Source organism: Tahibacter sp. (genome assembly GCF_032229445.1).
GTDB lineage: Bacteria > Pseudomonadota > Gammaproteobacteria > Xanthomonadales > Rhodanobacteraceae > Tahibacter.
Map to the genome: position 1 here is coordinate 92057 of NZ_JAVTWC010000122.1, position 21174 is coordinate 113230.

The 21174-nt window shown below is 68.5% G+C and carries 17 protein-coding genes; 9 read left to right on the top strand and 8 right to left on the bottom strand.

Annotated features, from left to right (window positions below):
* Window positions 1–40: 40 nt before the first annotated feature.
* Complete coding sequence (locus tag RUU78_RS22845; protein WP_313920068.1) at window positions 41–466, top strand: GNAT family N-acetyltransferase; 426 nt, start codon at window positions 41–43, stop codon at window positions 464–466.
* 152 nt (window positions 467–618) lie between these two features.
* Here the strand turns inward: RUU78_RS22845 and RUU78_RS22850 are convergent, their stop codons facing one another.
* From RUU78_RS22850 to RUU78_RS22860, 3 genes are all read right to left on the bottom strand, one after another.
* A complete protein-coding gene (locus RUU78_RS22850) occupies window positions 619–1935 on the bottom strand; it encodes a HAMP domain-containing sensor histidine kinase (RefSeq protein ID WP_313920069.1) in 1317 nt (438 codons plus the stop codon).
* Window positions 1936–1956: 21 nt separating this feature from the next.
* Window positions 1957–2685 (bottom strand): response regulator transcription factor, encoded by a 729-nt coding sequence (locus tag RUU78_RS22855; RefSeq protein ID WP_313920070.1) that lies wholly within the window; start codon window positions 2683–2685, stop codon window positions 1957–1959.
* Between the two features lie 107 nt (window positions 2686–2792).
* Entirely contained in the window at window positions 2793–3413 is a 621-nt protein-coding gene (locus RUU78_RS22860; protein ID WP_313920071.1) for an arylesterase, read from the bottom strand.
* Between RUU78_RS22860 and RUU78_RS22865 the strand changes: the two genes are divergently transcribed.
* From RUU78_RS22865 to RUU78_RS22900, 8 genes are all read left to right on the top strand, one after another.
* The gene (locus RUU78_RS22865; protein ID WP_313920072.1) at window positions 3412–4104 is read left to right on the top strand and encodes an ATP-binding cassette domain-containing protein; all 693 of its coding nucleotides are present in this window, start codon (window positions 3412–3414) and stop codon (window positions 4102–4104) included. The genes RUU78_RS22860 and RUU78_RS22865 overlap by 2 nt on opposite strands.
* Window positions 4101–6578, top strand: coding sequence for an FtsX-like permease family protein (locus RUU78_RS22870; RefSeq protein ID WP_313920073.1), 2478 nt, complete (start codon window positions 4101–4103; stop codon window positions 6576–6578). The genes RUU78_RS22865 and RUU78_RS22870 overlap by 4 nt, the downstream gene beginning before the upstream one ends.
* Window positions 6579–6763: 185 nt before the next feature.
* Window positions 6764–7708 carry a hypothetical protein gene (locus RUU78_RS22875; RefSeq protein WP_313920074.1) on the top strand — a complete coding sequence of 315 codons (945 nt, stop codon included), beginning with the start codon at window positions 6764–6766 and terminating at the stop codon, window positions 7706–7708.
* 62 nt (window positions 7709–7770) lie between these two features.
* Window positions 7771–8517: an electron transfer flavoprotein subunit beta/FixA family protein gene (locus tag RUU78_RS22880; protein ID WP_313920075.1), complete on the top strand. Its 747-nt coding sequence runs from the start codon at window positions 7771–7773 to the stop codon at window positions 8515–8517.
* Between the two features lie 63 nt (window positions 8518–8580).
* Window positions 8581–9522 (top strand): FAD-binding protein, encoded by a 942-nt coding sequence (locus RUU78_RS22885; RefSeq protein ID WP_313920076.1) that lies wholly within the window; start codon window positions 8581–8583, stop codon window positions 9520–9522.
* Between the two features lie 157 nt (window positions 9523–9679).
* Entirely contained in the window at window positions 9680–11893 is a 2214-nt protein-coding gene (locus tag RUU78_RS22890; protein ID WP_313920077.1) for a DUF5916 domain-containing protein, read from the top strand.
* Window positions 11894–12040: 147 nt separating this feature from the next.
* Complete coding sequence (locus tag RUU78_RS22895) at window positions 12041–13552, top strand: AMP-binding protein (RefSeq protein ID WP_313920078.1); 1512 nt, start codon at window positions 12041–12043, stop codon at window positions 13550–13552.
* A gap of 276 nt (window positions 13553–13828) precedes the next feature.
* The gene (locus RUU78_RS22900) at window positions 13829–14782 is read left to right on the top strand and encodes a WxcM-like domain-containing protein (RefSeq protein WP_313920079.1); all 954 of its coding nucleotides are present in this window, start codon (window positions 13829–13831) and stop codon (window positions 14780–14782) included.
* Between the two features lie 63 nt (window positions 14783–14845).
* Here the strand turns inward: RUU78_RS22900 and RUU78_RS22905 are convergent, their stop codons facing one another.
* From RUU78_RS22905 to RUU78_RS22925, 5 genes are all read right to left on the bottom strand, one after another.
* On the bottom strand, window positions 14846–16516 hold the full coding sequence (locus RUU78_RS22905) for a BatD family protein (protein WP_313920080.1): 1671 nt from the start codon (window positions 16514–16516) through the stop codon (window positions 14846–14848).
* Window positions 16517–16673: 157 nt separating this feature from the next.
* On the bottom strand, window positions 16674–18689 hold the full coding sequence (locus RUU78_RS22910; RefSeq protein ID WP_313920081.1) for a VWA domain-containing protein: 2016 nt from the start codon (window positions 18687–18689) through the stop codon (window positions 16674–16676).
* Window positions 18686–19702, bottom strand: a complete 1017-nt coding sequence (locus RUU78_RS22915) for a VWA domain-containing protein (RefSeq protein WP_313920082.1) — start codon at window positions 19700–19702, stop codon at window positions 18686–18688. The genes RUU78_RS22910 and RUU78_RS22915 overlap by 4 nt, the downstream gene beginning before the upstream one ends.
* Window positions 19695–20183: a DUF4381 domain-containing protein gene (locus RUU78_RS22920; RefSeq protein WP_313920083.1), complete on the bottom strand. Its 489-nt coding sequence runs from the start codon at window positions 20181–20183 to the stop codon at window positions 19695–19697. The genes RUU78_RS22915 and RUU78_RS22920 overlap by 8 nt, the downstream gene beginning before the upstream one ends.
* On the bottom strand, window positions 20183–21172 hold the full coding sequence (locus tag RUU78_RS22925) for a DUF58 domain-containing protein (RefSeq protein ID WP_313920084.1): 990 nt from the start codon (window positions 21170–21172) through the stop codon (window positions 20183–20185). Before RUU78_RS22925 ends, RUU78_RS22920 begins: the two co-directional genes overlap by 1 nt.
* Window positions 21173–21174: the final 2 nt, after the last annotated feature.

A 21174-nucleotide genomic window follows, 5' to 3' on the forward strand; every position in this document is an offset into this window, starting at 1 on the left:
GGCGATGCGGCTCTGCTTTCCGTCACGCAAGGCTGTCGCAATGGACTGGGTACTGGATCACGCCGATATCGACTGGAACGTCCTGTCGAACCTGTATCGCATCGCGCCGCTCGGCGACAAGAAGCCCGAAGACCTCAGGATCTCCTTCGGCAACAGCCGCTACACCTGCCTCGTGTTCGACGGCGCCACCCTGGCCGGTGCGGGCCGGGTCCTCGCCGACGGGGTGGACTGCGCCTACATCTGCGACGTCGCCGTGCATCCGGACTACCAGGGCCTGGGCCTCGGCAAGCAGATCATCGAGCGCCTGCGCGACTGCTCCGCCGGCCATCGCAAGATCATTCTCTATGCCAACCCTGGCAAGGAAGGCTTCTACGCGAAGCTCGGCTTCCGGCGCATGCGCACGGCGATGGCGATCTTTGCGGATCAGGCACGCGCAATGGAGACGGGGCTGGTCGAAGGCGACTGAACGACTCGGTCCGCTGCCGACGCATGGGCAACCTGGCGCCGGCACGTCAGCGGTGCGCAACCGAAGTGAAAAGTGAGAAGTGAGATGGGAGCACGACAGTGCGCTTTCGCTCTCCTCACTCGTTTCTCACTTCTCTTCCCTCATTTCCCGATTCACCGCTCGCTGTCACCGCACGGAATTGTGCCGTCCTGTACCGCCGTCGCGCGCGGGAACCGGATCGACGCGACGGTGCCCTTGCCCAGCACGCTCTTGAGCTCGAGCGGCCAGGCGAAGCGGTCCGACAGGCGCTTGACGATGGTCAGGCCGACACCGTGGCCGCCGCGCGGATTGCGGTCGACGCGGAAGTACGGGGTGAAGACGCGGGCGAGATCGTCGTCGCTCATACCGACGCCGGTGTCCTCCACACGCACGAAATCGCCGCCGATCGTCACGACGATGCGGCCTTCCTCGGTGTAGTGGCAGGCATTGCGCAGCAGGTTGCCGAGCATCACCGACAGCACGCGTGGCGGCGCATGCAGGCAGAAGCTGCCTTCGCGCTCCAGTGACAGCTGCACTGGCTTGTTGTCCAGCAGCGGGCGCACGCGCTCGGTCTCGTCGACGACGAGATCGTCGATCTGGAAATCCTCTTCCGGCAACCCGGTGTCCGATTCGCGCGCGAGGATCAGGAAGGCCTCGATCAGCGCCTCCATGTCGCGCGTCGCAGTGCGGATGCGACCGATGGAACGGCGCGCGAACGCGGTCAGCTGCTCCTCGTCCTCGAGCACGTCGGAGGCGACCTTGATCACGGTCAGCGGACTGCGCAGCTCATGGCTCGCGTCGCGCGTGAAGTTGCGCTCGCGCTCGACGAAATCCTCGATGCGCGTGGCGAAGCCGTACAGGGCTCCGGCCAGCACCTCGACATCGCGATCGACTTCGCCGGGCAGGTTGTCCGGTTCCAGGGCATCGAGGTTCGGCGCCTTGGGATCCCAGTCGCGCACCACGCTGGCCAGCGCGACGACCGGCGACAGCGCGCGTCGCGACGCGCGGTAAGTCAGCCAGGTCGTCAGATAGACGATCAGCAGCACCACGGTCAGCGGCACGAATCCGAACAGGAAGGCCAGCCTGTGCACCTGTTCCTGCTTGAACACGAGCAGCAGCGTACCGCCCTCCGCCTGGGTCACGTAGACCAGCTCGTCGTTGCCGTCGTGCTCGACCCGGTGATAGCCCGGCTCCAGCGCGCGCAGGTTCGCCGGCAGTGCCGCGCGCGGCGCGGCGCCGGCGATCCAGTAACCGCTCATGTTGTAGGTATCGGGCGCTTCGGCCGACGGATCGTTGCGCACGCGCTGGAAGTAGTGTGCTGCCTCTTCCTTCAGTGCACGCCGGATCAGCAGGTCTTCCACGATCATCGCCGCGCCGTAGACGCCGACCAGCGTCGCGAACGTGATGGCCGCGAGCTGCAGGACGAAAACGATCCAGATCTTGCGCCGCACGCCCCCCGCCCGTCGCACTGGCTAGGCCTGGCTGCTGGCAGCGAGTTCCGCGTCGAGATCGGCCAGGCGGTAGCCCGCGCTGTGTATCGTGTGCAGCAACTGCTGCTGGAACGGCTTGTCGATGATCTTGCGCAGGTTGTACAGGTGCGAGCGCAAGGTGTCCGAGTCCGGCAGGGTGTCGCCCCAGATCTCTCGCTCGATGTCACGCCGGCTGACCACACGCGGCGATTCGCGCATGAGGATGGTCAGAAGCTTGATGCCGATCGGCGAGACGACGAGTTCGTTGCCGCCGCGGGTCAGGCGCAGCGTCGCGGTGTCGAGCACGAGATCGGCGACCTTGAGCACTTCCGCGCTGACCAGGCGGCGGTCGCGGCGGATCAGCGCACGCACGCGTGCCTCGAGTTCGCGGATTTCGAAGGGCTTCACGAGATAGTCGTCGGCGCCGGCATCCAGGCCGACGAGCTTGTCGTCGAGCGTGTCGCGCGCGGTCAGCATCAGCACCGGTGTGGATTTCTTCGCCTCGCTGCGCAGGCGCCGGCACAGGTCGATGCCGTCCATGCCCGGCAGCATGAGATCGAGCACGATCACGTCATAGCTGTTGTTCGTCGCCAGACGCAGGCCGGTGAGGCCGTCAGTGGCGTAGTCGATGCCGTAGCCGCGACGTTCGAGGTACTCGCCGACCATCTCGGCGATGCCGCGGTTGTCTTCGATCAGCAGGATCAGACCTGCCGGTTCCTCGCGCTGCTTCATATCCCCTCCTGGACGGGGAACAGTCGGTCTTCACATTTGTGAAGATTGGCGAGGCGCGGGTGATGGCCGCGTGAATTTGGCGCGCCGGCGAGCGCGCCGACAAGAGGTCAGATTTCGCTCCTGATCACGTTCCAGACCGTTTCCAGCAGCCGCGGCTGGCCCTGCGCGTTGGGATGGAGGCCGTCGTCCTGCATCAGCGCCGGATCGAGCGCGACGCCCTCGAGCAGGAACGGGACCAAGGGCACATTGAATTCGCCGGCCACGTCCCGATACAGCTTGCGCAAGCCGTCGCGGTATTGCGGACCGTAGTTGATCGGCAGTTCGATGCCGATCAGCACTGGCCGAGCCTTGGCGTTACGGATCAGGGTCAGCATCTGCACGAGGTTGGCACGGATCTCGTCCAGCGGCAGGCCGCGCAGGCCGTCGTTGGCGCCGAGTTCGAGCAGCATGAGGTCGGGCTTGTGCTCCGTCAGCAGCAGCGGCAGGCGTGCGAGACCGCCGGACGTGGTTTCGCCGCTGATCGAGGCGTTGACGACGCGGCGCGGCGCGAGGCGCTGCTGCAGCAGGTTGACCCAGCCGGCATCGCGCGCGATGCCGTGGGCGGCGGAAAGCGAATCGCCGAGCACGAGCACCGGGCCGGTGTTCGCGGCCGTGGCGGTTGCGGCACTTGCGCTGCCAATAGATATAAAAGCAACAAATACAAAAAACAAACCAAGGAAACGCCGCATGTCGCCATCCGCCGAAGTCATTCTGAGTGCCAGTGATGTTAGCAAAGCCGTACTGGGGCCCGACGGCAAGCTGCAGATCCTCGATCGCGTCAGCCTGTCCGTGCCCACCGGCGATTCGCTGGCCATCGTCGGCGCATCGGGGTCGGGCAAGACCACGTTGTTGGGGCTGCTGGCCGGCCTGGACAACCCCGACAGCGGCGAGATCGTGCTCGACGGCAATCCGCTGAACCGGCTCGACGAGGAAGCGCGCGCCGCGCTGCGTCGGCGCCGCGTCGGCTTCGTGTTCCAGAGCTTCCACCTGCTACCCGCGCTGACCGCCGAAGAGAACGTCATGCTGCCGCTCGAACTCGAGGACAACGGTGGCGACGCGCGCAAGGCCGCGCAGAAGGCATTGGCCGCGGTCGGACTCGACAAGCGGCTGCATCATTATCCGAGCCAGCTCTCCGGCGGCGAGCAGCAGCGCGTCGCGATTGCGCGCGCCTTCGTGCATGGCCCGCGCCTGCTGTTTGCCGACGAGCCCACCGGCAATCTCGACGCGCGCACCGGGCGCGCGGTTACCGACCTGCTGTTCGATCTGAACCGGGCCAGCGGCACCACGCTGGTGCTCGTCACGCACGACCTCACGCTCGCGCAGCGCTGCCGTCACGTCGTGCGCCTGGACGGCGGCCGCCGCGTGGAAGAGGCCGCATGAATATCGTGCGCTTTGCGGGCCGCGCGCTGCGGCGCGAATTCCGCCATGGCGAACTGCGCACGCTCGCCGCCGCGCTCGTGCTCGCGGTCGCGGCGCTGACCGCCGTCGCGACCCTCGGCCAGCGCGTCGAGCGCGCGATCGTGGCGAGCGCGGCGGAACTCATCGGAGGCGATCTCGGCGTCGCGGCGCGGCGCGAGATTCCCGCCGACTACGCCGTGGAAGCCACGCGCCTGGGCCTGCGCAGCAACCGCAGTGCGGAATTCCCCAGCGTCGTTTTCGCCGCGGGCAAGAGCCAGCTGGCCCAGGTCAACGCGACCGACGAGAACTATCCGCTGCGCGGCGTGCTGCAGGTGCGCGCTGCCGATGGCGCGGAACGCGAGGTGACCGCGCCGGCCGCGGGCGAAGCCTATGCGGACGGACTGCTGCTGTCGGCGCTGGGACTCAAGCCCGGCGACGCGCTGGAACTGGCAGGCAAGCCGCTCGTCGTGAAAGGCGAGATCCTGCGCCAGCCCGACGGCGGGCAGATGTTCTCGCTCGCGCCGCGGCTCGTGGTCGCGCTGGCCGACGCGCAAAGCAGCGGACTGCTCGGTGTGGGCTCGCGCGCGCGCCACAAGCTCATGCTGGCCGGCGATCCGACAGCGCTCGCGAACTATCAGGCCTGGGCCAAGCCGCGCCTGAGCGACGGCGCGCAACTGGTCACAGTCGCCGAAGCGCAGCAGAACCTGCGCAGCGCGTTCGAGCGCGGCGAATCCTTCCTGCGCCTGGCGGCGCTGCTGTCGGCGCTGCTGTCGGGTATCGCCGTCGCGCTCGCCGCGCAGCGCTATGCGCGGCGCAAGATCGACGAGGTCGCGCTGCTGCGCGCGCTCGGCCTGGGCAAGCACCGCGTGCTGGCCACCTTGAGCCTGACCATCCTGCTGCTCGGCCTGCCCGCCTGCCTCATCGGCGCAGGGCTCGGGCTCGCGCTGCAGCAGGCCGTGCTGAGCTATGCGGGCAACCTGCTGCCGACCGCCGCGCCACCGCCCAGCCTGTGGCCGGCGCTCGCCGCGATCGTGGTCGGTCTGGCCGTACTCGTCGGTTTCGCCCTGCCGCCGCTCGCACGCCTGCGCGACGTTCCGCCGATGCGCGTGTTCCAGCGCGCGATAGCGCTGCGTCCGCGCCGCTTCGATCTGCTGTACCTGCTGCCGCCGCTGGTCGCATTCGGCCTGATCGCGAGCCAGAGCGGCAGCGCCGCGATTGCCTCGGCGATCGGTGGCAGCCTCGCCGGCGTCGCCATCGCGACGCTGGCCATGGGGCTGCTGCTGATTTGGCTGCTACGCCGCGTGGGCCGGCGACTCCCCGGCGCGCTGCGCTTCGGCCTGGCCAATCTCGCGCGCCGGCGCAGCCTTAGCCTGATCCAGGCCACCGCGCTCGCACTGAGCTTCACCGCGCTGCTGCTGCTCGCTGTCGTCGGTCCCGGACTCCTCGCCGCGTGGCGCGCCGACCTGCCGCCGCAGACGCCGAATCATTTCCTGCTGAACCTGCAGCCCGAGCAACGCGACCGCGTCGAGCAGCAACTCGTCGCGCTCGGCGCGAAGAACATGAACCTGCTGCCGCTCGCGGTCGGCAAGCTCGTCGCGATCAACGGCAAGGCACCGCGCGCCGAGGACTACGACGACCGCCGCGCCGCCGGCTGGATCAACGGCGAGACCCGACTGTCGTGGAGCGCGACATTGCCGGACTCCAACGTGCTGAAAGCCGGCGCCTGGTTCGACGGCAAGGCGGCCGAACCGCAAATCTCGGTCGAACGCGTCTGGGTCGACATGCTGCGCCTGAAGCTCGGCGACACGATGACGTTCACCGTCGGCGAGCGCACGATCGAGGCGCGCATCAGCAGCATCCGCGAAGCCGACTGGACCTCGTTCCGCGTCAATTTCTTCGTGCTGCTCGACCCGGCCAGCGCGTCGGCGCTGCCGCACAGCTTCATCGCGAGCTACTGGCTGCCGGCCGAGCGCGCGGTGGACCTGCGGGCGATCTCGCGCGAATTTCCGAACCTGTCGATGATCGACATCAACGCCATCCTCGACCGCGTACGCGACATCATCGACCAGGTCACGAGCGCGGTCATGGCAGTGCTCGGCTTCAGCCTCATCGCGGGCCTGCTCGTACTGATTGCCGCGCTCAACGTCAGCGCCGAGGAACGCCGCTTCGAGACCGCGATGCTGCGCACGCTCGGCGCGCGCCGTGGGCAGCTGCTCGCGACCGTGCTCGGTGAGTTCGCGCTTTTGGGTTTCATCGCCGGCCTGATCGCCGCGGTCGGCGCGATCAGCGCCGGCCTGTCGCTGGGTCGCGGCGTGTTCCGCATCGCCTGGAGTCCGCCGCTGCTGCCGTTCGCGCTCGGCGTGGTCGCGGCCGTCGCGCTCGTGACCTTGGCCGGCTGGCTGGGCACGCGCGGCATTGCGCGCACGTCACCGCTGCTGGTGCTGCGCAAGGAATGACGAGCGCTCCATCGTCCCCGGGCAAGCTCGGGGGTGAGAGGGGCGCCGATCAGAACCGCAGGTTCTGGCGCCCCCAGAACGCGCGACGGGCCGGAGATGCCTTGTAGCCGTCGCGCAAGGACTCCGTGCCAACCCGCTAGACTCGCTGTTTTTCGCAGACCTCCACACCTCTGGAAGAGATGCCCATGTCCCAACCCCGCATCGCCCTGGTCACCGCCCGCGCCGCGCGCGATCTCGACGAGGATCTGCCGCCGCTGGTCGATGCGCTGACGCGCGCCGGCGCGGCGGTCAGCGTGCTGGACTGGGACGATGACGCGGCGGATTGGGCGACGCACGATGTCGCTGTGCTGCGCTCGACCTGGGACTACACCCAACGGCTCGCCGAGTTTCTCGCGTGGGTCGACCGCGCCGCAGCGCAAACGACGCTGCTGAATCCGCCGGATCTCGTGCGCTGGAACGTCGACAAGCACTATCTCGGTGAACTCGCGAACCAGGGCATTGCCACCGTACCGGGCACCTTCGTCGAGCCCGGCGACGACGCGGCCGCGGCGCTCACCGGTTTTCTCGCCACGTACGCCAGCGCCGGCACCTTCGAGTTCGTGGTCAAGCCCTGCGTCGGCGCGGGTTCGCGCGACGCGCAGCGCCACGGCGCGGAACAGAGCGACGCCGCGCTCGCGCACCTGCAGCGCCTGCTCGACGCGGACCGCAGCGCGCTGCTGCAACCTTATCTCGCGCGCGTCGACGAACACGGCGAAACTGCGCTGCTCTGGTTCAACGGCGAGTTCAGCCATGCCATCCGCAAGGGGCCGCTGCTGCGCCGCAATGAGGACGCGACGCGCGCCCTGTTCGCGCCCGAGCACATCACCGCGCGCGCGCCGAGCCCGGCCGAAATGGCGCTGGCACTCGAGACGCTGGCGCGGATTCCCGCCGCGGATGCGCTGCTCTACGCCCGCGTGGACCTGATCCATGACGACGACGGCAGCCCGCGCCTTCTGGAGCTTGAACTCAGCGAACCGTCCCTATTCTTCGGCCACGCCGAGGGCTCGGCCGACCGGTTCGCAGCCGCCATCCTCGCCCGCGTGCAAGCTGTCCGGACTACCCGCCCTGCCGTACCTGCCGCGGCGCGGTAGAATTCACGGCTTTCCGCCTGCGGCCGCGGCCGCTTTCCCTGGTCCTCTACGGAATACGCTGCATGAAGATCCTCGTCGGCTACAAGCGCGTTGTCGATTACAACGTGCGCATCCAGGTCAAACCGGACGGTTCCGGCGTCGTCACCGAAGGCGTCAAGCTATCGGCCAATCCGTTCGACGACATCGCCCTGGAAGAAGCGCTGCGCCTGCGCGAGAAAGGCGTCGCGACCGACGTGATCGTCGCGACCATCGGCCCGGCCGACTGCCAGGCACACCTGCGCAACGGCCTGGCCATGGGCGCGAACCGCGCCATCCACGTCGTCACCACCCAGGCCGTGCAGCCCCTGACCGCCGCACGCACCCTGCTCAAGCTCATCGAGAAGGAACAGCCGGACATCGTCATCCTCGGCAAGCAGGCCATCGACGACGACTGCAACCAGACCGGCCAGATGCTCGCCGCCCTGTGGAACCGCCCGCAGGCGACCTTTGCCTCGAAGGTCGAGATCAACGGCAGCAGCGCGCGCGTGACGCGCGAAGTCGATGCCGGCCTCGAGGTCATCGAGGTCGATCTGCCCGCCGTCATCACCACCGACCTGCGCCTCAACGAGCCGCGCTTCATCAAGCTGCCGGACATCATGAAGGCCAAGTCCAAGCCGATGGAAACCATTGCGCTGGAATCGCTCGGCGTGGAGTCAGGCGATCATCTCAAGACCACGAGCTACGCCGCGCCGGCCAAGCGCAGCAAGGGCATCATGGTCAAGGACGTGGCCGAACTGGTCGCGCTGCTGAAGACCAAGGGTCTGGTGTAACTCCTTCGCGACCGCGCCTGCCGCGAATCCCGCGCAGCGCCGTCCAACCAACGGATGAAGTTCATGAGCAAAGTTCTGATCGTCGCCGAACACCTCAACGGCAAGCTCAATTCAAGCACGGCGCGCTGCGTCACCTGCGCCAAGGCGTTCGACGCGCAAAGTATCGACGTGCTCGTGCTGGCCGACGCGCCCGAGGCCATCGCCGCCGAGGCTGCCGCCATCGACGGCGTCGGCAAGGTGCTGACCGTCACGAATGCCGCCAACGCGCACCCACTCGCTGCGGTCTACGCCCCGCAGGTCGTCGCGGCGGCGCAGGGCTATAGCCACGTGCTAGCGCCCTCGACCACGTTCGGCAAGGATCTCGCGCCGCGTATCGCCGCACTGCTCGGCGTGGCGCAGGTGTCCGATATCGCCGAAGTGCTCGGCGCGCATCAGTTCAAGCGCCCGATCTACGCCGGCAACGCGATCGTCACGGTCGAGGCACCAACCGACACGACGCTCGTCGGCACCGTCCGCACGGCCTCGTTCGCGGCCGCGAGCGGCGGTGGTTCGGCCGCCGTCGAAGCACTGAGCATCAGCACTGAGCTGCCTACGCATACGCGCTTCGTCGAACTGCAGCAGGGCAAGAGCGATCGCCCGGACCTGCAGAGCGCCGGCCGCGTCGTTTCGGGTGGCCGCGGTGTGGGCTCGGCGGAGAACTTCGCCGTGATCTACAAGCTCGCGGACAAGCTCGGTGCCGGCGTCGGCGCCTCGCGCGCGGCGGTCGACGCGGGCTACGTGCCCAGTGACCTGCAGGTCGGTCAGACCGGCAAGATCATCTCGCCGGCGCTGTACATGGCGATCGGCATATCGGGCGCGATCCAGCACCTGACCGGCATCAAGGACGCCGGCACCATCGTCGCGATCAACAAGGATTCGGAAGCGCCGATCTTCGAAATCGCCGACATCGGTCTCGTCGGGGACCTGTTCGTGCTGGTGCCGGAACTCGAGGCTGCACTGGGCTGACACGCTCTACTGTCACGCGAGAGGCCCGCCGCGCGCGGGCCTTTTCGTTTCGGCGAACGCGTGCACCGATTCAGCGCTGCAGGCAACACAGGTCATCGCCAGCACCGTTCTCAGCGCGTAGCATGCACCGCCCTTTTTGTGCGCTCGCCATCACGCCATGTTCGTCCGACCGGTAGTCCTGTCCCTGCTTTGTCTCGTCGGCGCGACCGCCAAGGCCGCGCTGCGCATCGATGGGCAGATCGACGAGCCGCAGTGGCGCGAGGCGCAGGTGTTCCGCGACTTCAAGCGCACCCAGCCCTATACGCTGGACACAGCGAGCGTCGTGACCGAGGCGCGGCTGCTGTCCACGCCCGAGGGCATCGCGTTCGCCTTCCGCTGCGAACAGCCCGCCTCGATCGCGCGCGTCAAGCCGTTCACGCCACGCGACCGCATACGCAATGCCGATCGCGTCAACGTCATGATCGACTTCGACGCCGACGGCAAGACCGGCTACAACTTCACCGTATCGCTGTCCGATTCGATCGAGGACGCGATCATCACCGACGAAAACCAGTTCAGTACCGACTGGGACGCGGACTGGCAACACGCCGTGCAGGAAGACGCCGAGGGCTGGAGCGCGGAGATCCTGCTGCCCTGGACCATTGCCAGCATGCGCGCGAGCGGCACGCCGACGCGCGACGTCGCGGTCTACGTGGACCGCGTGACCGCCGCACGCAACGAGCGCTCGGCCGTGCCGACCGCGTTCTACGGCAACCCGGTGTTCCTGTCCGCGTTCCAGCGAGTGACCATTCCGCAGTACCGCGCACAGATCCTGGATTTCTTTCCCTACGTATCGGCGCTGTACGACCTCAAGCATCCGGGCAGCGAGTTTCGTGCCGGCGCCGATCTGTTCTGGAAGCCCAGCGGTGATTTCCAGCTGACCGCGACGGTGAACCCGGACTTCGGCCAGGTCGAGTCGGACGAACTCGTCGTGAACTTCGACGCGATCGAAACCTACTACTCCGACAAGCGCCCGTTCTTCACCGAGAACCAGGCGCTGTTCGACCTGCGCAGCGCGCCCGACGGCGTGCTGCTGTATACACGCCGCGTCGGCGCGGCCTCCGACGACGGCAGCGGCCGCGCCGCGGATATCACCGCCGCGCTCAAGCTCAACGGCACCGCCGGCAACGTCAAGTACGGCGCATTCCTGGCCGAGGAAGACGACGAGGCCGGACGCCGCTTCGCCGCCGGCCGCCTTTTGTATACCTTTGGCGAATCCAGCATCGGCGCGCTCGTGACCTCGGTCGACCGGCCTGCGCTGGATCGTCAGGCCGATGTGCTGGCCAACGACTGGCGCTGGCAGATCGCGCCGTCCCTGCGCCTGGAAGGTCAGCTGCTGCTGTCGCAGATCGACCAGTCCGGCGCCACGAGCAAGGACAGCGGCGGCGTGCTGCGCCTGACCGCGACGCCGTCGGAAAATCTGCAGCACACGGCGATCCTGACCCACCTCGGCGACGCGCTGGACTTCAACGATGCGGGCTACATGCCGCGCAACAACTTGAACCGCGCCTATTGGGAATCCAGCTACACACGCAATGACCTGCCCGCGGACGCGGCCACCGCCGCCGTGACCTGGCGCGCCCTCGGTATGTACCGCGCGAACGACGACGGCGACCGGTTGAATTCCTACGGCTATCTCACGCGCAACGCCGAGTTCCGCGCCGGTGGCACATATTTCCTCGAGCTGCGCGTGGACAGCGCCGGCTACGACGACCAGATAGCTCGAGGCAACGGCAAGGTCTGGCGCGGCCCGCGCCAGTGGCTGTTCAGCGAGTACGAAAGCGCGCGCCGCGGCAAATGGCAGTACTCGCTGGGTGCCTGGGTGTTCGAGGAAGGCGTGAACGGACGGGCATTCCAGCTCGAATCGGGCATCAGCTACAGCGTTAGCGACCGTCTGTCGATCGACGGCGAATTCAATCCGCGCTGGAGCCGCGACTGGCTGATCTGGCTCGACGGCGATCGCCTCGCGAGTTATCGCCGCACGCAGTGGGCCACGGCGCTGAACATCAACTGGTTTCCGAAAGCACGGCACGAATTGCGTGCCAAACTGCAGTGGTTCGCGGTCGACGCGCATGACGCAACGGCCTATCGCATCACCGATCGGGGTGGCCTTGCGCGCGCCGGCGAGGCGGAGGATTTCAGCGTCAACAACTTCGGCCTGCAGCTGCGCTATCGCTATGAACTTGCGCCGCAGTCGGAGCTCTATCTCGTCTACAGCCGCGGCGGCTATGAAGAGCGCGACCGACGCGACGACAGCGCCGAGCTGTTCGTCGACGCGCTGAGCTTGCGCGATGCGGACCAGTTCCTGGCCAAGTTGCGCTACCGGTTTTAGCATTCGTTCCGCTTTTTTCGTCACATTGATGAACGCGCGCGACGACGACAAGCGGTAGCGCGCAGGCGCGATGGCTCTGGCACACTTCGCCCCGGCGGCACGGCTACCGCGGTATCGCGGCGACACGGAAGACAGGTAAGACACCTCATGAAGAAGCCGATCTGGGTACCGGGCACGGAACGCGTCGAACGCGCCAACCTCAGCCGCTTCGTGCGCTTCGCGCGCGAGCAGACCGGCAACGACGACCTGCGCGACTACGCCGCGATCTACGATTTCTCGATTCATCATCCGGAGCGCTTCTGGCCGCTGGTGTGGGAGTTCTGCGGCATACGCGCCGTCGGCACGTTCCACGACGTCATCACGCCCGCCGCACATATCGCCGATGCGCGCTGGTTTCCCGGCGTACGCCTGAACTTTGCCCAGAACCTGCTGCGCATCCGCGACGAGCGTTGTGCGCTGGTCTCCCGCGATGCGGCCGGCGCGTGGCAGGAGATCAGCTACGCCGAGCTGCATCAGCAGGTAGCGCGGGTCGCCGCGGCGCTGCGTGCGCAGGGCCTCAAGCCCGGCGACATCGTGGCCGGGCTACTGCGCAACGGCAGTGAGGCCGTGGTCGCGATGCTCGCGAGCGTCGCCGTCGGCGCGGTCTGGTCGGCGCTGGCGCCGGACACGGATGCGTCCGCGCTGCGTGCCGCGCTGAAGTCGCTCGCGCCACGCCTCGTCTTCGTCGACGAGGCGCAACTCGAGCGCATCGACGATTTCCTCGATACCGCGCAGACCATCGTCGTCGGCCAGGCGGTCGCCGGCTCGGCAGCCCATGCACGCCGCAGTTGGGGCGAACTGCTCGCCCACGACCTCGTACCGCTGTCCTTCGAGCTTTCGGGCTTCGACCAGCCGCTGTATGCGCTGTACCGCGCCGATGGCGAAACCAGCCTGCATTCGGCCGGCGGTACGTTGATCCAGCACCTCAAGGACCTGCTGCTGCACGTCGATCTCAAACGCGAGGACCGCGTGCTGCATGCGGCCATGCCAGGCAGGCCGGAATGGTACTGGCTTACCTCCGCGCTCGCGGCCGGCTCGACCCTGATACTCGCTGGCGACGCCCTCGATCTGGCCGACAGCGCTACGTGGGACCTCGTCGACGCACAGGCCGTCACCGTGCTGGCAACCGATACCGGACAGCTCGCGGCGCTGGCCGCATCGGCGTTGCAGCCTCGCGATTCGCACAAGCTGCTGTCGCTGCGGACCATCCTCGCGACCGGCGCGGCACCGCCGCCGGCGGTCATCGAGCAGGTGTATGCGCGCAGCAAGGACCGCGTGATGCTGTCGGTCTGCGGCGGCGATGCCGGCGGCCTGTGCCTGCTCGCGCTGGGTTGTCCACTGTTACCCGTGTATACGGATGAACTGCAGTGCCGCAGCCTCGGCATGAACGTCCAGGTGCTCGACGGCGGCGGCAATCCGTTGCAGCAGGAGCCCGGCGACCTGGCGTGCCTGGCGCCGTTCCCGGGCCTGCCTCTGGGATGGCTCGACGACGCGGACGCGCGGCGTTTCCGCGCACGCTACTTCTCGCGCCACGACGGGGCCTGGTGCGGCGGCGAGCAGGCATTGCTGACCGCGCACGATGGGTTGCAGATTGCATCGCCGTTGTCTGAATGCGTTTAACCATGGCGTTCAACCCTTCGTCGGCCCCAAAAAAGCCCTCCCCTTCAGGGGGAGGGTTGGGCGGGGGTGGTGTTGCTCCGACGCGCCGAAAATGCGTTGAGCGTATGGCCATCTTGTCCGTCGTTTTTTCGCGTCCTGCAGTAATCTGGAACTTCGAAGCACCACACCATCCCCACCCAACCATCCGGCCCGTTGGGCGTTCAGGACGATGAGAGCCTTCGGCTCCAAGCCATCGTCCTTCACCCCCTTGAAGGGGAAGGCTTGAAAGGCAACCGCATGAACCACTTCGTCCATCCGCTGGCCTGCTGCGAAAGCAGCGAGATCGGCGAGCGCACGCGGATCTGGGCGTTTGCGCATGTTCTGCCCGGCGCGCGCATCGGCGCCGACTGCAACATCTGCGATCACGTCTTCATCGAGAATGACGTCATCGTCGGCGACCGCGTCACCGTCAAATGCGGCGTGCAGCTGTGGGACGGCCTGCGCGTCGAGGACGCCGTATTTATCGGACCGAACGCCACCTTCACCAACGATCCGTTCCCGCGCAGCAAGCAGTATCCGGAGGCATTCGCGGCGACCACGCTGGGCCGCGGCGCCTCGATCGGCGCGAACGCGACCATCTTGCCCGGTGTCAGCATCGGCCAGCACGCGATGGTCGGCGCGGGCGCCGTGGTCACGCGTTCGGTGCCGCCGCACGCGATCGTCAGGGGCAACCCCGCACGCATCACCGGCTATGTCGCCTCGGCCACGCAGCAGGCCGGCAAGCCCGCCGCCACGACGCCATTCCCGTCGCAGCCCGGCGTTGCCGCCACCGAGGTGCGCGGCGTGACGCTGCATCGGCTGCGTCAGGTCAACGACCCGCGCGGCAACCTGAGCGCCGGCGAATTCCCTCACGACGTGCCCTTCCCGGTACGCCGCTACTTTCTGGTCTATGACGTCCCCAGTACGGAAACCCGCGGCGAACACGCCCACCTGGCCTGCCACCAGTTCCTGATCTGCACCAAGGGCAGCGTCGCCGTCGTCGTCGACGACGGCGTGCACCGGCAGGAGTTCCTGCTCGACCGTCCCGAACTCGGCGTGCACATGCCGCCGATGGTCTGGGGTATCCAGTACAAATATTCCAGCGACGCGGTGCTGCTCGTGTTCGCCTCGCACCACTACGAGGCCGGCGACTACGTGCGCGACTACGACCAATTCATTGCGCTCAAGCAGGCGGCACTGGTGGCGGACTGAACCGCGGCGCGCGACGGCCGAAGGCCCGAAGCCGCCCCTCCTGCGTTGACGAAGACCGGAGGGCTAGCCCCGGCTCCACAACGGCGGTAGCACGCTGCCTTCCTCGTTCGCCGCGGTGCGCGGCGCGCACGCGAATCCTGTCGCGAACGGCGTCGCGAGATCGCGCGGCGTCGCGGCACCGGCGTCACCGCCGTACAGCGCGGCCTGCAGTTGCGCGATGGCCTCTCTCTGCGCGGGCGAATCAAGCTGCGCGGCCAGTTCGCCGAGATGCGGAGCGCGCAGCCCTTCGCTGCGTGCCCAGGCGAGCAGGCGCTGCGCTGCCGCAGCCGCGTCGCCGGCCACGACAGCCTGTTCGAAGCTGCGCCGCGTCGGGCTGAAGACCACGGCCGCCGGCGCGTTCGGCTTCGCGCGCGCAGTTGCGCGACGCCGAGACACGAACCAGATCGCGAGCGTCAGGAGCCAGAGGGCCAACGTAACAAAAGCGACAAAACGCCAGAATGCAATGAGCAACTCCGCTTCGCCGGGGAGCGCAGCCGTGCCGCTCGTTCCGCTGGCGGCCGGGGCCGTCGTTGTCGGCACCGCGCCGGGCGCGGCTTCGGCGATCTCGATCGTGATCTCGCGGGTCTGCGCCTTTGCTGCCGAATCGGCGGCGGTATCCCACCAGTCCAGCGATGCGGGCGGAATGCGTAGGGTGCCCGCTCGCGTCGGCACGATCGCGAACTTGCGACTGCGTTCGCCGATGATCCAGCCGCCGTTCTCGCGCGAGCGCGTGACCGACTTGTCGGGATAGATCTCCGCGCCGTCGATCGGCGGCAGCTCCAGTTCTGGCAATTGTTCGAACCCCAGGCCCTGGGCGACGATGGTGAGCGTGATCGTCAGCGGCTCGCCGACGCGGCCCTGGGTCGCGCCGTCGGCGCCTTCGGCCTGCAATTGCAGCGACTGCGCCGGCAGCCAGGCGCCGTCGCCAGAGCCGGCCGGCCGCGGGTTGATCGCGACGGACAGCGCTTCCGAACGCGTGGTGACGGCGCGACCGCGGCCGAAGAACATCGCGTTCGGGTCGTTGCCGCTGAGCGCGCGACCGCGAAAATTCAGCGCCGGCAGCTGCAGGGCTCCGCTCTTCTGCGCGGTCACCGCATAGCGCCGCTCCAGCACGCGATAGCGCCGGTTCGAGCGCTCGACGTCATAGCTGCGATCCTGTCCGAGCTTCTGCACCACGGCGTCGGCCACGCTGAGTTCCTCGACGGCGCCATCGGTGAGATTCACCGCGTAGAAGAACTTCACGGTGACGCGGATCTGCTGTTGCACATAGGCGGTCAGGGGCTCGGCCGTGACCTCGATGAAGAAATCGTCGCCGGGACTGGCGGCCGCGATGACCGGCGCCGCACCGACGGTCAGCGCGACCGGTGCAGTCGTGCTCTTGCCGACGGGCAGTGCCGGGACGGTCAGCGTGCCTTCGCGGCGCGGCTTCAGACCTACGGCCCAGAGCATGGTGCTGCTGGCGCTGCCGTTGATGATGCTGACGGAGCTCGAGCTCGAACGGCCGAGCAGTTCGAAATCCGCTTCCAGCACGCTGAAATCCGGCTCGCTGGCCGACTCGGTCGTCTCGACGTTGAGCGTGACGGTTTCGCCGAGCTGCACGCTGTCGCGATCGAACCAGGCCCGCGTCGACTCGGCGGCGCTAACCTGCCCGGCGAAGCCGCAAAGCACGAGCAGCAACAGCAATCGTCGGATCATGGAATGTTCTGCCGGGTGGGTTCGATGAAGCGCGATGACAACGTACGGCAGGCGCCGCGACAACGACCATGGCGGCGTGCGCAGGGGCATACCAGTGCGCCGCGCCACGCCGACGATTCCGCGTGCCATCCGCAGTTGCGCACCTTCGCAGAGGACATCAGCGGTCTCCGCGCTGCGCGCCGCGCTGGCGCCGTTCGTATTCGAGCTGGAACTTGCGCCGCAGCAGGCCGCCGGGATCGTCCGGCACGCGCTGCAGCCACTGCTCCACGGCCTGGCGCTGCTCGCGCTCGGCCTCGGTTTCCGCCGGCACCGCGACAGTCTGGTCGCCGGCCTTGTCGCCCGGCTTGGCATCGGTCTTCTCACCCGAACTCGCGCGCTTTGCCGCGTCGGACTTGTCATCGCCGCCCTGCTTCAGCGCGCGTTCCATCGCCTGGCGAAACGCCTCCTGCTGTTTCGCATCGGCCTTGGCCTGGGCACCCTGCCCCGCTTCGGCCTTGCTGTCGTCCTGTTCGCCGGGTTTGGCCCTACCTTCGCGCGAGGCCTGGTCCTGGCCCTGCTGCGTTTCGCCCGCCGCGCGCGAGGCGTCGTCGGCCTGCGACTGCGCGCCCGGCTGGCCGCTCTGCGCGGCTTCACCCTGCTGGCCGGCCTTGCCGTCCTGTTGCTGCCCCGGCTCGCCGGCGCTGGCGTCCTGCGACTGCTGCGCGGCGTCCGAACCGTCCTGGTTGCCCTGCTCTGGCTGGTCGGGCTTCGCACCGGACGGTGACTGCTGGTCCTTGGAAGAACCGTTCTTGTCCTGCGCCGATTTCTGCTGTTGCTGCTGACGCAGCCATTCCTCGACCGCCTGCTTGTTCGCCGCGGCGTCCGCATGGCCGGGATCGCGCCGCAGCGCCTCGTCCCAGGCCGCGATGGCCTGTTCGTACTGCTGTTGCCGGGCCAACGCGTTACCGAAGTTGTAGGCCGCGTCGGCACTGCGGCCCGGCGCCCAGTCGGCCGCGGCGCCGGCCGCGTCACCGGCGCGGAACTTCGCCGCGCCGCGCAGGTCCGGATCGCGCGCCAGCGCCGCCGCCTGCTCGGCTTGCCCCGCCTGTAGCGACTGCCAGGCCTGCTGGTCGGCGCGCTGCCACAGATCGCTCCATTGCAGTGCCTGGGCCGGACGCGGCGGGGCAAGGCCGGCAGCGAGCAGCAGCGCGAGCAGCCAGCCGCGACGAAAACCCGCAAGCGCCAGCGGCAGCAGCAGCAAGGCCAGCCACGGGCCACGATCACGCCATTGCGCGCTTTCCACGCCTGCCCCATCGCTGCCCGGCGCGGCCGTCGTCGCTGTTGCCAGCAGCGTCGTCAGGTTCGCCGCGGTGCCGCTGTCGATCTGCACGAAGCGGCCGCCGCCCGCGTCGGCGACAGCGCGCAGCCGCTCGGCGTTCAGCCGTGGCACGACGATGTCGCCGTTGGCATCTTTCCAGAAATCCCCTTGTGGCAAACTGACCGGCGCACCGGCGGCGGTACCCACCGCGAGCACCGACACGCGCACGCCCTGCTGTTGCGCCTCGCGCGCCGCGGTCACGGCATCGCCGGAGACCGCGTCGCAGACCAGCAGCAGCTCGCCGCCGCCGCTACCGGACTGGCGGATCAGCTCCACACCGCGGCGGATCGCGATCGCGGTCGCGTTGCCGCCGACCGGCATGACACCGGGGTCCAGTTCCGCCAGCAGGTTGCGCACTGTAGCCGCGTCGTCGGTCATCGGCGCGACCACGAAGGCATCGCCGGCATAGCCCAGCAGTGCGACCTGGCCGTCGCCGAGCGTGTCGAGCAAGTCGCGTATCGCAAAGCGCGCGCGGGTCAGCCGGTTGGGCTTGAGATCCGCCGCGAGCATGCTCGGATTGAGCTCCAGCGCGATCACGCGCGCGGCCTGGTTGCGATACAGCGGTGTCGGCAGACGTTCCCAGGCCGGGCCAGCCAGCGCAACGCAGGCGACCAGCCAGCCGCCGCCCAACAACGCCAGCGGCCAGCGGCGCGACACCTCGCTGCCGGCCAGCAGGTGCTTCAACAGGTGCGCATCGATCGCACGCGCCCAGCTGCGCTGAGCGCCGCCGTCGGCGCGCAGCGCGAACCACAGCAGCGGCAACGCCAGCAGCGCCAGCAGCCACCAGGGCCGCAGCAGGACGAATTCGGCCGTCATGGATCGCTGCGCCCGTTCGGACCGGCAAGGCGGAAGCCCGCATAGCGGCGAGGATCGAGCGCCGGCAGCAGCACCAGCAGCAATGCCAGCCCTAGCGGCAGATGAAACAGTTCGGCAACCGGCCGGTAGCGCTCGCTCTGGTCGGCGGCCGGCTCGAGCTGGTCGATCTCGCGGTAGATGCCGGCCAGCTCCGCCGTATCGCGCGCGCGGAAGAAGCGGCCCCCGGTCTTCTCGGCAATCTCGGTCAGCAGCGGCGCGTCCAGATCGGCCGACGGATTGACCGAGCGGCTACCGAAGAAGTCGTCGACGCGCATCCGCTCGGAGCCGAGTCCAATCGTATAGACCTTGACTTTTTCCGACTGTGCCAGCTCGGCCGCCTTGCGCGGCTCGACCTCCCCGGCGGTGTTGACACCGTCGGTCAGCAGGATCACGACGCGCTGCGCCTCGGGCCGGTCGCGCAGGCGCTTGACCGCAAGGCCCAGCGCATCGCCGATCGCGGTCTCGCGACCAGCCAGGCCGACGGCCGATTCGTCGAGCTGGGTCTTCACGGTTTTCACGTCGAAGGTCAGCGGCGTCAGCAGGTAGGCGTTGGAGCCGAACAGGATCAACCCGACACGATCGCCGGCACGGCGCGCGATGAAGTCGCCGACGATGGCCTGCATGGCCTGGAAACGCGTGACCTGGCTGCCGCTGAGCGTCATGTCGCCGATGTTCATGCTGCCCGACACATCGAGCGCGAGCAGCAGTTCGCGGCCGCTGCGCGGCACGTCGGCGGGCTCGCCTATCCATTGCGGCCGCGCGACCGCGGCGACGAGCAGGACCCAGACCAGCCAGGCCAGGAGGCGCGCGGCCGCGGCGCGGCGCGACCCGCCCGCGATTTCGCCCGGATCGAGTACGCCGGCATACGGCAGATGCAGCGCCGCGCCGTGCTCGTCGGCTGCCGGCAACCAGCGCCGCACCAGCCAGGGCAGCGGCAACAGCAGGAACAGCCATGGCCAGGCCCAGTCAAACATCACGCAGCTCGCGGCGCAGCACGCGCTGCAGATGGCCGCGCGCGAGCGCATGCAGCGCCTTCACGTCGACGCTGGCCTGCTGCCGCCAGGCGGCGTCATTCAGGGCACCCGCGTAGGCGTGGAAACCATCGCCGTGGCGGTCGAGAAACTGGATCCATTCCTCGCCCCGCAGGTTCGCCGCATCGGCACGCACGGCGCGCGCGAGCCGGCGCAGGAACTGCGACAGCGCGGCCAGATAGACCGGCACCGCGGCGGCATCGCACGTCGACGGTTGCAGCCGGTCGAGCTCGGCGATCAGCCGCCGCTGTCGCCGGCGCCGCCGCAGATGCCGCCGCAGCAGCCAGAGCAGTGCCACGACCGCAGCCAGCGAAAGCAGTCCGAGCACCCACCAGCCCGGCGCCGGCGGCCACGCGGACGGCTCCGCCGGCAGGTGGATATCGCGCAATTGTGGAATAGTTTCAGCCATCGGACTGGCGGCCATCAGCCCGCGTTCCTGCGCGTGGCCAGGGCGAGGCCCAGCGACGCCAGACTGCGCGTGAGATCGTCGCGCGTATCCAGTGTCAGTCTGCCAATCCCTAGCCGGCGGGTCTGCCGCAGCAGCAACTCCCGGCGCTCGCGGAACGCATCGGTCCAGCGTGCATCGGTGCGCCCGCCGAATTCGAGCCAGCGGCGCTGGCCGCCGACTTCGACCGCGTAGCGGCCGCGTGGCGGCGCTTGCGTCTCCAGCGCGTCGGTCAGCAGCACCAGACGCACCTCGCCGTGCGTCGCCAGACGCGCCAGCGGTGCTTCAGCCGCCGCGTCACTGGAAAAACCATCGCTGAGCAGCACGACGAGGCAGCCCGGCCGTGCCAGGCGCCGCGTGCGTTCCAGCGCCTGCGACAAGGTCGCCGGCGCGGCGGCGCGATCGGTGCGCGCGAGCAGATCCCAGTCGGCCAGTGCGCGCAGGCAATGCAGCACGCCGCGCGGGCCGCCGGCGGGTCGTACCTCGCCGGTGACGCCGCAGCCGAAGCCCAAAGCGCCCACGCGGTCGCCGCCGCGGATGGCGCTCCAGGCGATCAGCGCGGCCGCGCGCGCGGCCTGCACCGATTTGAAGCAGACCCGCGTGCCGAAATGCATGCTCGGGGAATGGTCGACGACGAGCAGCACGCTGCGCTCGCGTTCTTCCTGGAACACTTTGGTATGCGGCTTGCCGCTGCGCGCGGTGACGCGCCAGTCCATGCTGCGGATGTCGTCGCCGGGCTGGTAGCCGCGCGATTCCACGTAGTCCACGCCACGTCCGCGGAAGCGCGAAGTCTTGATGCCGGCCTGGGAGGTCGCCACCTTGCGCGAAGCCGCGAGCACCAGCGAACGCGCCGCAAGGCGTAGGGCGATCAGGCTGTCGAGGTCGACCTGAACCGCCGACGTGCCTCGTGGTACGGGGCGCGTCGGCGGGTTGCCGGAAGCGGGCGTGGCGGCGGTGCCGGAGACCATGC